Raw genomic sequence first — 13,458 nt, forward strand, 5'->3', positions numbered from 1 at the left:
AAATTACTCTTTTTTCTCAGTGTCTTCTTCCTGTACCGGTTTGTTGGCGGTAAGCAGGAACGGGGATTGTTGCCAACGGGTACGCTTGCCTTGAAGTAGTGTTCGTGTCAACACTACACCAATAGCCAGTGACAGAAGCAGCATCAGGCGTAGAATGTTGGTGGTGTTATCCACCTGCTTCGCCTCAGTGGCGAGTGTGTGGGTATCAAGCGTCAGGCGTAGATAGCCCAGCGGGCCGTTTTTCCCCTGAATGGGTTCGACAATCTGCTGATTAAAATAGCCACCGGCTTTTTTACCGTCCAGCGCCAGCCGATCACGCACATCCACGCTCTCACCGGCATGTGTAATGAGATCGCCCTGTTCATCATAGACTCCCGCATCCAGAATACGGCTCTCTTCGGTGAGCTGATGTAGTACGAAAGCAATACGTTTCTCATCCGGTGTTTCGGTTCGCATCAGTGGTGCGACGTTTAACGCGACCTGGCGAGCCAGCGTGCGAGCCAATTCTTCCAGCTGCGGGTTACGCTGCTGTTGATGGCTTTGACTAAACCATGATGCGCCTTGCATGAGTGCGACGAGTAGCGCGAGGCAGGACAATACAATCACTGCACGATGAAGTCGGAATTTCAGTTTTGCGCGAGCCATATTCCACCTACTGAAAATTTGAGGCTTAATGTTGCCAGAAGCGCTGGTTACAAGGTAGCCTCATGCGTTATTTTCCCTGGATGATTCCGACCCGAACGATTTTACAGGAGCTTTAATGCCTAACATTACCTGGTGCGATCTACCTGAAGATGTCTCTCTGTGGCCAGGTCTGCCCCTCTCTTTAAGTGGCGATGAAGTGATGCCGCTGGATTACCACGCGGGCCGGAGTGGCTGGCTGCTGTATGGTCGTGGGCTGGATAAACAACGCTTAACGCAATACCAAAGCAAGCTGGGAGCGGCGATGGTTATTGTGGCAGCCTGGTGCGTCGAAGATTATCAGGTCATTCGCCTGGCAGGGTCGTTAACACCGCGTGCGACAAAACTGGCGCATGATGCCAAACTGGATGTTGCGCCACTGGGCAAAATCCCGCATTTGCGCACGCCTGGTCTGCTGGTGATGGACATGGACTCAACCGCTATCCAGATCGAGTGTATAGATGAGATCGCTAAACTGGCGGGAACCGGTGAGATGGTTGCGGAAGTGACGGAGCGTGCGATGCGTGGTGAGCTGGACTTCACCGCCAGCCTTCGTAGCCGTGTCGCGACCCTCAAGGGCGCTGACGCAAACATTCTGCATCAGGTGCGTGAAACTCTGCCCCTGATGCCCGGCCTGACGCAACTGGTGCTGAAGCTGGAAACTCTCGGATGGAAAGTGGCTATCGCCTCTGGGGGGTTTACCTTCTTTGCGGAATACCTGCGTCAAAAACTGCGACTGACTGCAGCGGTGGCGAATGAGCTGGAAATCATGGACGGTAAATTTACCGGCAACGTGACTGGCGATATCGTCGATGCCCAGTACAAAGCTAATACCCTGACTCGACTGGCACTAGAGCATGAAATCCCTATAGCGCAAACGGTCGCGATTGGCGATGGTGCGAACGATCTGCCGATGATCAAAACGGCAGGGTTGGGTATCGCTTACCATGCTAAACCGAAAGTGAATGAAAAGACGGAAATCACTATCCGTCATGCCGATCTGATGGGGGTGTTCTGCATTCTCTCCGGCAGTATGAATCAGAAATAACGAGGTAAAACGTGGCAAAAGCTCCTAAGCGCGCCTTTGTTTGTAACGAATGTGGGGCCGATTATCCGCGCTGGCAGGGGCAATGTAGCGCCTGTCAGGCCTGGAATACCATTACCGAGGTACGCCTTGCTGCATCACCAACAGTGGCGCGCAACGAGCGACTCAGCGGTTACGCTGGCAATGCAGGCGTCGCAAAGGTTCAGAAACTGTCGGAAATCAGTCTTGAGGAACTGCCGCGTTTTTCTACCGGTTTTAAAGAGTTTGACCGCGTGCTGGGTGGTGGCGTGGTGCCTGGCAGCGCTATTTTGATCGGCGGTAACCCTGGTGCAGGGAAATCAACGCTACTGCTGCAAACGCTGTGTAAGCTTAGCGAGCAGATGAAAACCCTGTACGTCACGGGGGAAGAATCCTTGCAACAGGTGGCAATGCGTGCGCATCGACTCGGACTACCGACTGCGAATATGAATATGCTGTCGGAAACCAGTATTGAACAGATTTGCCTGATCGCCGAAGAAGAACAGCCGAAACTGATGGTTATCGACTCCATTCAGGTAATGCACATGGCTGATATCCAGTCTTCGCCAGGTAGCGTGGCACAGGTTCGGGAAACGGCTGCTTACCTGACACGCTTTGCGAAAACGCGGGGCGTGGCGATTGTTATGGTTGGGCATGTCACCAAAGACGGTTCGCTGGCCGGGCCGAAAGTTCTGGAACACTGTATTGACTGCTCAGTGTTGCTTGACGGCGATGCTGACTCCCGTTTTCGTACTTTGCGTAGCCATAAAAACCGTTTTGGTGCAGTGAATGAGCTTGGTGTCTTTGCGATGACCGAGCAAGGTCTACGTGAAGTCAGTAATCCTTCAGCCATTTTCTTAAGTCGCGGTGATGAGGTCACTCCCGGTAGCTCCGTGATGGTTGTCTGGGAAGGAACACGTCCGCTGTTGGTGGAGATCCAGGCGCTGGTTGATCACTCAATGATGGCGAACCCGCGCCGTGTTGCGGTAGGGCTGGAGCAAAACCGTTTGGCCATTTTGCTGGCTGTGCTGCATCGTCACGGTGGGTTGCAAATGGCGGATCAGGATGTGTTTGTCAACGTGGTGGGTGGTGTAAAAGTCACTGAAACCAGCGCAGACTTGGCTCTGCTGCTGGCAATGGTTTCCAGCCTTCGCGATCGGCCGTTGCCGCAGGATTTAGTCGTCTTCGGTGAAGTGGGGCTGGCGGGTGAAATTCGTCCGGTTCCCAGTGGTCAAGAACGGATTTCGGAAGCAGCGAAGCATGGATTCCGTCGGGCGATTGTACCTGCCGCGAATGTGCCGAAAAAACCGCCAGAAGGCATGCAAGTTTTTGGCGTTAAAAAACTCACGGATGCGCTCAGCGTTTTTGACGACTTATAATTAAATACCCGTCGTCTTTCCGGCGACAGGTGTGTTGGTCGTGTTCGCTGCCCCGAATCATATCGGGATTTGTTTGCGCCTTCCTGCCACCAGAGATCCATGGGTATTACGTTAATTTATAGCAAGCAGGAGGCTCTTGTGTCATTTGATTATCTGAAAACTGCCATTAAGCAAAAGGGCTGTACTCTGCAACAGGTGGCGGATGCCAGTGGCATGACCAAGGGGTATTTAAGCCAACTCCTGAACGCCAAGATAAAAAGCCCCAGTGCGCAAAAATTGGAGGCATTGCACCGTTTTCTGGGACTGGAGTTCCCCCGCCAGCAGAAAAACATTGGTGTGGTCTTTGGTAAGTTTTATCCATTGCATACTGGTCATATCTATCTGATTCAGCGTGCCTGTAGCCAGGTCGATGAATTACATATCATCATGGGCTATGACGATACGCGCGATCGGGGCCTGTTTGAAGACAGCGCTATGTCACAACAACCCACGGTTTCCGACCGTTTACGCTGGTTGCTGCAAACGTTTAAGTATCAGAAAAATATCCGCATACATGCCTTTAATGAGGAAGGTATGGAGCCATATCCGCACGGCTGGGATGTCTGGAGCAACGGGATTAAAACGTTTATGCAAGAGAAGGGGATCCAGCCTAACTGGATCTACACTTCTGAAGAAGCTGACGCCCCGCAATATCTGGAACATCTGGGTATTGAAACCGTGTTGGTCGATCCAAAACGGACCTTTATGAGCATCAGCGGGGCGCAAATCCGTGAAAATCCATTCCGCTATTGGGAATACATTCCGACGGAAGTGAAACCCTTCTTTGTGCGTACCGTGGCGATCCTCGGTGGTGAGTCGAGTGGAAAATCGACACTGGTGAATAAGCTTGCCAATATCTTCAATACGACCAGCGCATGGGAATACGGGCGTGATTACGTCTTTTCCCATTTGGGCGGCGATGAGATGGCGCTGCAGTATTCTGATTACGACAAGATCGCGCTAGGACAAGCGCAATACATTGATTTTGCAGTTAAGTATGCTAATAAAGTGGCGTTTATCGACACAGACTTTGTCACCACTCAGGCGTTCTGCAAAAAGTATGAAGGGCGTGAGCACCCGTTTGTGCAGGCATTGATTGACGAGTATCGCTTTGACCTGGTGATCCTGCTGGAAAACAACACGCCATGGGTTGCGGATGGATTACGAAGCTTGGGGAGTTCGGTGGATCGCAAAGAGTTTCAGACGCTATTGGTATCGATGTTGGAGAAGAACAACATCAAATTTGTGCACGTTGAGGAGGCTGATTATGACTCGCGGTTTTTGCGCTGTGTGGAGCTGGTAAAAGGGCTGATGGGCGAGAGGGTATAGAGTTTATGGGTAGTATACGTTATATACTACCCATAATGTATAATATAAGTATTATGCATGATATTAATTGTGAATATTATCACTTCCTAAAGACAATAGATTAATTATATTCATGTTTTATATGAATAATATCTTAAAAAATATTTAGTCTCTTTCTATTTCAATATTATATTGTAAGATATCCCTTACTGGTTTAAAGGTATTACATATAATGTCTATCAGGGGCGTTATTTTGTATGTGGATTTCAACTCTCCTGCGTATCATTAACAATTTCGCGTGATACTTTTCTACTAAATAAAATATATATAAGCCTGTGGCAGCTTAAGCTAAGGGCGGTAGCATGTCGAATATAATGGAATGGCCATGGCGAGAAATTGCATTGAAATCCAAATTTCAGTAATTAAGGCATTATTTTTACGGGAAGCTAAAACACGATTTGGAAAATATCGTCTTGGATACCTTTGGGCTATATTAGAACCTGCTGCTCATCTTATGGTAATGTTAGTTATCTTTGGATATATAATGCATCGCACAATGCCTGATATATCTTTCCCGGTTTTTTTGATTAATGGTATTATTCCCTATTTCATTTTTAGTGACATATCCATTCGGTCAATTAAAGCAATTGAAGCTAATCAGGGACTATTTAATTACAGACCAGTAAAACCAGTAGATACAGTAATTGCAAGGACTTTGCTGGAAATGGTTATTTATATCCTTGTCTATCTGGTTCTGATGGGGATTCTTAGTTTGTGCGGTGAGATTTTTTCACTTGCTCGTGTATTACTCTTATTTAGTACATGGTTTTTGCTCATTGTATTTTCATGCGGTGTGGGACTGATCTTTATGGTGATAGGAAGCTCGCACCCAGAAACAGAAAAGTTTCTTCCTATCGTTATCAAGCCACTTTACTTTATTTCATGCATTATGTTTCCACTTCAGGCAATTCCTAAGCAGTATCAGTCCTATGTCCTTTGGAATCCCATCGTTCATGTTGTCGAACTTAGCAGAGAGGCAGTTGTTGCTAACTATACTAGCGATGGAGTGAGTTTTGGCTATCTGGCTATTTGTGCGCTAGGGATCTTTTTTCTTGGTTTAGCCAGTTATTGGTTCCGGCGGAGAGCAATGCTAACTTCATCATGATCAAAGTCGAAAATTTAACGAAATCATATATCACGTCGAAAGGGCGTCACTACGTATTCAAGGATTTAAACTTTGAGTTACCAACAGGTAAGAGTGTTGCGCTGATTGGGCGTAACGGTGCAGGTAAATCTACATTACTTCGTATGATTGGAGGTATCGATCATCCAGATAGTGGAATGATAACAACCGATCAAACTATTTCATGGCCAGTAGGATTGGCAGGAGGGTTTCAGGGGAGCTTAACTGGTCGGGAGAATGTGAAATTTGTAGCCAGGCTTTATGCTGCAAAAAATGATTTCAGAGAAGTTATTGCTTTTGTGGAGGAGTTCTCTGAACTAGGAAAATACTTTGACATGCCGATTAAAACGTATTCTTCGGGGATGCGATCGAGGTTAGGTTTTGGATTAAGTATGGCATTTAAATTTGATTATTATTTAGTTGATGAAATTACTGCTGTTGGTGATTCGCGATTTAAAAGAAAATGTGACTTGATATTTTCTGAAAGATCAAAAGAAATGTCATTACTAATGGTGTCACATAGTGATGAATTATTGAAGAAATATTGTAATATGGCTATTGTTATAAATAATGATAATGAAGTGTTTATATATGATGATGTTGTGGATGCGTTAACTATATATCATGAATCCGTTCTTAAATAAACACACTAAAAAATAAGTATAAATGACGATTGCTTGTTAATTACAAAATCTATGGATGGGTGCTTTTATATGAGGAATTCGGTAAAGAATCGGGAAGATCTTCTTGTTCTAATAAGTGAAAAAGGTGGTGAGCAAGCGAGAGATAATGGATTTTCTTATTTTGCACATAGAATTAATGAGGGGTTTAAAAATACTTATTATGTTTGTGGGCGTAACAATATAGATAGCGATAAGCTAAAGCCATATTCGAAAAACGTTATAATAAAAGATAGTTTAAAACATCGATGGTTATTCTATAAAGCAGATTACCTTGTACTTAATGATGGCTATATGGATGTGTTCCCTTCTTTCAAAAAAAAGCCCCTCAGCAGAGGGTGGTCTCCTATTATATATTTACAGCACGGAATTATATCATATAAAAAAGTACATTTTTATAAAGGGCATTATAATGGAAGGATTAGATATTTCCACACATCTCTAAGCTCGGAATATAAAATTGTAAAAGATGTTCTTCAACCTCAGAAAGACATAAAACAAACATATAACATTATTCTTAAACATAAGATATTTTATTTGCGAAGTTATTTTGATAGGAATGATTTGCGTGGCTTTTATAGATATATATTAAGTAATTATTACAATGATAGAAGATCAGTGGACTCCTCTGATCTTCAGATTCTTAAACGGTTAATAACAAATATTGGCTTCTTATCATGCCGATTAGTCAATAGTGGTCTTTCTAGACATGAAAATCTTCAATACATAAGAAAAACCAATCAGAATATGTTGTTCTTTTTTACCTGGAGAGATGATTGGACTATTAAGGGAAAAGAAAATACGTTTCTTTCACTTGTGAAAAAAATAAAAGATAGTACAAGAATCATGGAGTATGCTGATAACCACAAATTGAAGGTAGTTTTTTATCTGCATGAGAAAATTTTATACTTACAGCGTGAGGTTGAAGAAATTTTTGAAGGAAATATAGGGTTTGTTGGTCAAAATGATTTCAATGTTGTCCTTAAAGATACAGCATTATGCATTACTGATTATTCTTCCGTGTCTTTTGAGTTTAACCTGTTAAATATACCTGTTATTTTTCTTCAGTTTGATTACGATTTTTACAAACATGAACGTGGGCATTTTATGAACTCGCCTAATGATTTTTTGGGAGTAACGGTCAGAACAATAGATGAATTGGAAAATATATTTTCTTTTGAAAACTTTGATAAGGCATTGACATTAAAGGCCAGACGTAATCGTGCCATCGTAAGACAGGACTATCCTAATTTTGGTAAATCAAATTATCTTATAGATAAGTTGCTCGAAAAAAAACAAAATCATATCGTATATTTTTGTTATAACTTATATGGTGTCGGAGGAACAGTTCAGACTGTAATTAATCAAGCGAATTACTTAGTATCAATTGGTTATATGGTCACTGTGATATCATTACGTAGAACAGAAGCGATACCCAAACTCAATTTAGACCCGAGTGTAAGATTAGAGTATCTTAATGACGCAAGAAGCAAAGGTAAGTTTCGAAATAAATATGAAAACTTGCTATCAAAATTTAAATCAAGGTTATTTAAGAAAACTGAAGATTTATATTCTGGATTGTCTATTTTAACCGATTTAAAACTAATTCTTATTCTACGAACACTGAGAAATTGTACTCTCGTTGGTACTTTTCCCGGATTATGTGTCAATATCATAAAATATAGTCATAATTCCAATGTTGTTATGGCTCAGGAGCATAAAGAATTTAGTTCACATAGTGATGAAATCCAACAGTCGATACTGAGGACTTACCGGAAAGCACACAAAGTGATCGCATTAACAAGATTCCAAAAGGAGGAGTATATTAATAATGGTATATTTAATGTAACAAATATACCTAATGGAATCGAAGATAAACTTTCTATGATTAAAGGGTGTAGCAATATACTCTCTCCTAAGAGAATAGTATCATTTGGTCGACTAGTTGAAATAAAACAATTTAATTTATTGATAGAGTCTTTTGCTTTAATTGCTAAAAAATACCCAGACTGGAATCTTGATATATATGGTGATGGTGATAAGAAAGAATCATTATTAAAAATGATTGCAGATTATGATTTATCAGAACAAGTAAGGATTTGTGAACCAACATCTTTGGTTTATGAGGAGATTTATGCTAGTTCATTCTGTGCTCTTACTGCGTTCAAAGAACCTTTTGGTATGGTTTATATTGAAAGTTTTAGCATGGGTAAACCGGTTATTAGTTATGACATTGGTTATGGGCCAAAAGAATTTTTGAAAGATGGCTATAACTCTCTTATATCACCTTGCTTTGATACCGTAGATTTTTCCAGAAAAATGGAAATGCTAATGAATGATGAAACGTTACTAAAAAAACTTGGTGAGGGGGCACGAAGAACGTATATAGATCACTATGAAATTTCAAAAGTTATGAAGAGTTTTATTAACGAGTGCTCTAAATGACAAAATTAACCAAACTACTAACTAAGCCACGTTTGTTCTTCAGTGATGCGTTAGTAAAAAGAACTAATAGTCTAATAGTAAATGGACATAAAGCTATGAAACAAGAGAATGGGAATGCTCAACATCTTTTAGCAGTAAACAATGGAACGGTTAGAGTCAATTTAGTTATTATTGATAATATTGATAATTTAAATAAAAATAAAAGTAATGTATTAAAATATCAATGTAGGACATTAGAGAAATATACATATTTCGATAGAGTGTCATATATATCGGATTCTATTGAAAGTTCTAATGCTAATTATGCAGTGTATAAAAGCTATAATGATTTCTATGAGAAAGTTATATCCAGAAGCTCACTTCGACTTGAGTATTTTGTTTTTGTTGGACTGAACTTTTTCTTCTTACGCGAGGCTGGCTTTGATTATTTTGTTAATGAAGAAATGTCAGGTATTACTTATATAAAAAAACAAATATCAAAAAATAATACATTGCAGGATTTATTTTCTAGCATTTATGGCAGTTTTGAGTACAAATTTAATCCTGTGGAGAATTATTGTTGCGTTAATAATTTAATTTTAAATCAGTATCATCAAGTTTTATTTAAAATAAATGATTTGGATTCTTACTTTTTTAAATTTCTGCCGGTTGTAAATGCTGTAAATTGTTACGGAAGAAATTGCTCGGAAACTAAAATACAATTTGCCAATCTTAATGGAGGTCATCATGAGAAACTAACATGGTTGCAAACTGTTCATGGTTCTGGTAGGTGTCCATTAGCAATTACATTTAATAAGATGAGGAAGGAAGTTGATGATGAATACTCTACTTTTCTCGACTCTATAGTGCCACATACTTCTAAACTCGAAAATGAAATTATTATTAGTATTCCAAAAAACAAACTAAACTTAGAATAAATAAATTCGAGTATACTAACTTTTTGAATGAATACTGGCCATTATTGTTATAGATGCTCACGATCAAAGGTCTCTAATGGAGATAATATCTTATTAGAGATCTGATTGTTTATTTTAAAATTCGTAGCGTTGATTAGGTTTTGAAATGGATTTATATCAAAAGATTTTATATGCTAACGGTATATTTATTGAGTGTATTAAGATGATGTGAACGTCAATATATAAGTACACTTCTAAATTAAATATCTTTCTGATAATCGTATAGTTTGTTGTACTCTGGATATACTTCAAATTTTATATTTGTTGATGCTGAGGTAAATTAATGTTTCGGAAAATAAGAAAACTTTTCAATCGACCTAATATTTTTTTTAGAGATGCCTTGTTAAATAAATATCCTCTTCATCTCACCCAGGGAGTAACTCATTTTGGTGGGGAAAATAGCATCATTGATGCTTGTGAAAATATTGATAATCAATTCATTCCTGATTTTGACATAGATGTGGTTTATACTTGGGTTTCGGATCTGGACCTGCAATGGAAAAATAAAAGAGACACTTATTCTCATCTGTGGGACGGTCATACGACACCTCATGCACTAGAAAAATCTAGGTTTGATGATCATAATGAAATTTACTATTCGCTATTAAGCTTGGAAATGTATATGCCCTGGGTTCGTAATATCTATATTATTACGGATTCTCAAATTCCTCCGACTCCTATAGGTATTAGAGAAAAAGTACATATTGTAGACCATCGTGATATAATTCCTGAAAAATATTTACCAACTTTTAACTCTCATGTGATCGAAGCATGTCTTCACAATATTAATGATCTGTCCGAGCATTTTATCTATTTTAATGATGATTTTTTTGTGGCACGTGAAATCAGCGCAGCTCATTTTTTTCACTCAAATGAAATTGCAAGTATATTTATTGGGAATAAAAATATAAATTTCGAACATGATAAACTTACATCTACATCAATAGCTTGTAAAAATAGCAATGATCTTTTTTTGGAGATGTTTGATATAACTTTTAATCATAATCTTGTTCACACTTATGTGCCGCTACGTAAAAGTTATTATATATTAGCGTATGATATCTTTGGTGAGCGTATTTTGAATTTCTTAACTAATAAATTTAGGTCTACAACAGATATAAATATGGCTACTTTTTTTGTACCTTATCTACAGTATATTTATGGCGTGTCAACGCCTAAAATTGATATAAGCTACTATTTTAATATCCGCTCACCAACTGCGTCATTCTACTATGATCGATTACTAGATGCGAAAGCTGGCAATAATTTACCCCATTCTTTTTGTGCAAATGATTTTAGTTCTTGTGAATTTCCATATGCAAATTGTCATGATGAGTTTAATAAGTTCGCGCAAAAATTTTACGATTATTTTAATTGACTAATTAAGTTTTGTGAAAATATCCAATAAATGATGTGAGTAGATAGGGATTATTATGGCATTTCATGAGAAAAAATTCGATCATATGAATGGAACAACTATAACATATATTGAAGATCCATATCCTATTGAAAATTATCGAGGAGAGCGAAAATTAATAATTATTTTTCAATCTCTTGGTGATGAAAAATCAAGTGATGATGATAAACGATATCCTTATACTCTTTTAGCCGGTCTAAAACACTTTAACGTCAGGAAGATATATATTAAAGATGATCATGGGATGGTTGGCGATTATTATCTTGGTATTAATGGAACTCTTAATACTAAAGATGCAGTAATTTACTTTATAAATGAGAAAATTAAAGAATATAAACTCCTTAAGGAAGATGTCATAATGTTAGGTTTTTCAAAGGGAGGATACGCTGCATTGCTTTTTTCTCATGAAATTGGGGTAGGTGCTGCTATCTGTGCAATACCTCAGTTTGATTTAGTTAAATGGATTGATAAATTTAAGTCCCATCTTTCGTATATATACCCTAAGGAAGCGAGTGACTCTGATAAAGAGTTTTACTCTGAGCATTTAGGTGAAGTTATTAGGAGAACATTGACTCCTCCAGGGAGGATATATCTAGTTACATCACGAAATGATGAAACATATTCTGATCATATACCTCATTTAATAGATGCTATTAATTATATGAAAAGAAGTAAACTTATTGTTTTTCACAATGATGAAATGTATGTCACTCGCCACAACAATGTTGTTAAAAATTCATTAAATGAAATTATGTTTTTCATAAGTAGTGAGTTGGTTTCATCTCGATTAAAAAATAATATGTGATTTATATCAACCCCATGTATTGAAAATTTAAAACGTGAAAGTAATTTGGAGCTTTATATTGTCAAAAATGGCTTGAGGTATGGTAAATATTATACAGCGATTAAATATCAGCGGTGAGTAGGGAGATGGATTGTTATCCATGTTTCATTGGACGGGATATGATGAAAAATATAGAGCAAAAGACAAATGGTTTTATAAGTATTATGGATTTAGGTTTCTAGGATTAATTAAATGTAAGTATTTTGAAGTCACTGTAAGAACCACTTCCCTTCAGTAATATTCTTTTTATGAGTCACCTGATATTGCACCATTTCAGGTGATTTCTTTCCATAAAACACTGCATTAATTTGAGTGTTTACACGTAAATATTTGCTGAATTTCTTGAATAACCTCGTGTCAGGCTTAAAGTGAGCACCCCAGTATTGATTTAAATGTCCTTGGTAAGTCAACCCTTTAATATCATATAGAGCTTGCCCTAATACCTTAAGTGGCTTATTGTGAATAAGCGCAGATATCCCAGCAGTGCTATTGATAGTTATGACGGCTTTCGTATGGGTCAGCAAACGTGGCATTGGCAGATCGTGCACATAAATCACCCTATTACTTACACCATATAGTTTGCCTAATTTTTTAATTAACGGTGCATACAGGCGGTGTCCGCGATCCATCGGATGGTGTTTGAACACCAAAAAATCTGCTGGTGAAGCTTTTTTAGAAAATGAGTACATAACATCATTAATATAATTACGCACATCCTTATACGGGCTATGATTTCGAATCTGGCTGTCGTTGTATACTTGTAGAATGGCCAAAAAGTAGCGTTTATCCAATGTTGTTTTCAGCAACGTCATCACGTGTCGTTCTTTGTAGCGATACCACTGTTTACGCCAGCCGGCACGGATCCAACATTTGGCTTCATACCAGGGGGAAAAGACTTTATGGTGTCTGTATTGAGGAAATTGGGTCCGATATATCCAACTGATCAGGTAATACCACATAGCATGCCAGATACGCAGGTTAGTTGAAGGCTTTAAACTCTGAACCTCCAGCTCCGGTTGTGGGGGTAAATTGCGGTAAAACTCTGGCTCTCTAGGAATTGAGGAATAAGCATTAACGCCGCCTTTCTCGAGAGTAATGAAGTGCGGTCGTAAGTACCCCTCTTCAAAGGCCAGAAAACGTACCCCTTTGGCCTGCGCCCAGCGTTTTGCTGCCTGATGTAATTGGCGGCAATCACCAAAGCACAGAATGGTATCAAATGGATTTTCTTGCCATGTCTCTTTTAACCAATGTGGAAACTCCCTCGGTGTCTTCGTGTAGGCCAGATATTGCCGCTTCCGGCAATAAAAACGGTCGCCGGCATTAAAAACAACATTAGTGGCTTTACGTCCCTGCGATTCCAGCCATTCCGCCATCTCATTGAAAAACGGTCCCATTGGTCCTTGTAGTAGCAAGTAACTCTTACCAGAGAGAAGTGTATTGATCGTATTGCTGTTCATAGAGAT

11 protein-coding genes are annotated in these 13,458 nt (G+C 39.4%); 9 read left to right on the forward strand and 2 right to left on the reverse strand.

All coding sequences use genetic code 11. The features are described from left to right. Nucleotides 1-3 precede the first annotated feature (3 nt). Nucleotides 4-645 carry a YtjB family periplasmic protein gene (locus OH663_RS08680; protein WP_045439500.1) on the reverse strand — a complete coding sequence of 214 codons (642 nt, stop codon included), beginning with the start codon at nucleotides 643-645 and terminating at the stop codon, nucleotides 4-6. A gap of 115 nt (nucleotides 646-760) precedes the next feature. On the opposite strand from OH663_RS08680, the gene serB reads away from it, so the two are divergent. From serB to OH663_RS08725, 9 genes are all read left to right on the forward strand, one after another. Beyond that, entirely contained in the window at nucleotides 761-1,729 is a 969-nt protein-coding gene (gene serB / locus OH663_RS08685; RefSeq protein ID WP_045439503.1) for a phosphoserine phosphatase, read from the forward strand. Nucleotides 1,730-1,740: 11 nt separating this feature from the next. Further along, nucleotides 1,741-3,123, forward strand: coding sequence for a DNA repair protein RadA (gene radA, locus OH663_RS08690; protein WP_045439506.1), 1,383 nt, complete (start codon nucleotides 1,741-1,743; stop codon nucleotides 3,121-3,123). Between the two features lie 138 nt (nucleotides 3,124-3,261). Continuing rightward, complete coding sequence (gene nadR, locus OH663_RS08695) at nucleotides 3,262-4,491, forward strand: multifunctional transcriptional regulator/nicotinamide-nucleotide adenylyltransferase/ribosylnicotinamide kinase NadR (RefSeq protein WP_370637015.1); 1,230 nt, start codon at nucleotides 3,262-3,264, stop codon at nucleotides 4,489-4,491. Between the two features lie 364 nt (nucleotides 4,492-4,855). Beyond that, complete coding sequence (locus OH663_RS08700) at nucleotides 4,856-5,635, forward strand: ABC transporter permease (protein WP_048222113.1); 780 nt, start codon at nucleotides 4,856-4,858, stop codon at nucleotides 5,633-5,635. Then, the gene (locus tag OH663_RS08705) at nucleotides 5,632-6,297 is read left to right on the forward strand and encodes an ABC transporter ATP-binding protein (RefSeq protein WP_045439512.1); all 666 of its coding nucleotides are present in this window, start codon (nucleotides 5,632-5,634) and stop codon (nucleotides 6,295-6,297) included. Before OH663_RS08700 ends, OH663_RS08705 begins: the two co-directional genes overlap by 4 nt. A 69-nt stretch (nucleotides 6,298-6,366) precedes the next feature. After that, complete coding sequence (locus OH663_RS08710; protein WP_048222109.1) at nucleotides 6,367-8,778, forward strand: glycosyltransferase; 2,412 nt, start codon at nucleotides 6,367-6,369, stop codon at nucleotides 8,776-8,778. After that, the gene (locus OH663_RS08715; RefSeq protein ID WP_048222108.1) at nucleotides 8,775-9,695 is read left to right on the forward strand and encodes a hypothetical protein; all 921 of its coding nucleotides are present in this window, start codon (nucleotides 8,775-8,777) and stop codon (nucleotides 9,693-9,695) included. Before OH663_RS08710 ends, OH663_RS08715 begins: the two co-directional genes overlap by 4 nt. Before the next feature lie 322 nt (nucleotides 9,696-10,017). Then, nucleotides 10,018-11,112: a hypothetical protein gene (locus OH663_RS08720; RefSeq protein ID WP_045439521.1), complete on the forward strand. Its 1,095-nt coding sequence runs from the start codon at nucleotides 10,018-10,020 to the stop codon at nucleotides 11,110-11,112. Nucleotides 11,113-11,167: 55 nt separating this feature from the next. After that, complete coding sequence (locus OH663_RS08725) at nucleotides 11,168-11,956, forward strand: hypothetical protein (protein ID WP_045439524.1); 789 nt, start codon at nucleotides 11,168-11,170, stop codon at nucleotides 11,954-11,956. A gap of 248 nt (nucleotides 11,957-12,204) precedes the next feature. Here the strand turns inward: OH663_RS08725 and OH663_RS08730 are convergent, their stop codons facing one another. After that, complete coding sequence (locus tag OH663_RS08730) at nucleotides 12,205-13,452, reverse strand: capsule biosynthesis protein (RefSeq protein WP_045439527.1); 1,248 nt, start codon at nucleotides 13,450-13,452, stop codon at nucleotides 12,205-12,207. Nucleotides 13,453-13,458 lie beyond the last annotated feature (6 nt).

Origin of the sequence: Citrobacter sp. Marseille-Q5395, from assembly GCF_947057495.1 — a bacterium.
GTDB lineage: Bacteria > Pseudomonadota > Gammaproteobacteria > Enterobacterales > Enterobacteriaceae > Citrobacter > Citrobacter murliniae.

Bases quoted from the DNA above. Each gene is read 5' to 3' on its own strand.
- OH663_RS08680 (WP_045439500.1), bottom strand. From the start codon at position 645: ATGGCTCGCGCAAAACTGAAATTCCGACTTCATCGTGCAGTGATTGTA.
- serB (WP_045439503.1), top strand. From the start codon at position 761: ATGCCTAACATTACCTGGTGCGATCTACCTGAAGATGTCTCTCTGTGG.
- OH663_RS08700 (WP_048222113.1), top strand. From the start codon at position 4,856: ATGGCGAGAAATTGCATTGAAATCCAAATTTCAGTAATTAAGGCATTA.
- OH663_RS08705 (WP_045439512.1), top strand. From the start codon at position 5,632: ATGATCAAAGTCGAAAATTTAACGAAATCATATATCACGTCGAAAGGG.
- OH663_RS08710 (WP_048222109.1), top strand. From the start codon at position 6,367: ATGAGGAATTCGGTAAAGAATCGGGAAGATCTTCTTGTTCTAATAAGT.
- OH663_RS08715 (WP_048222108.1), top strand. From the start codon at position 8,775: ATGACAAAATTAACCAAACTACTAACTAAGCCACGTTTGTTCTTCAGT.
- OH663_RS08720 (WP_045439521.1), top strand. From the start codon at position 10,018: ATGTTTCGGAAAATAAGAAAACTTTTCAATCGACCTAATATTTTTTTT.
- OH663_RS08725 (WP_045439524.1), top strand. From the start codon at position 11,168: ATGGCATTTCATGAGAAAAAATTCGATCATATGAATGGAACAACTATA.
- OH663_RS08730 (WP_045439527.1), bottom strand. From the start codon at position 13,452: ATGAACAGCAATACGATCAATACACTTCTCTCTGGTAAGAGTTACTTG.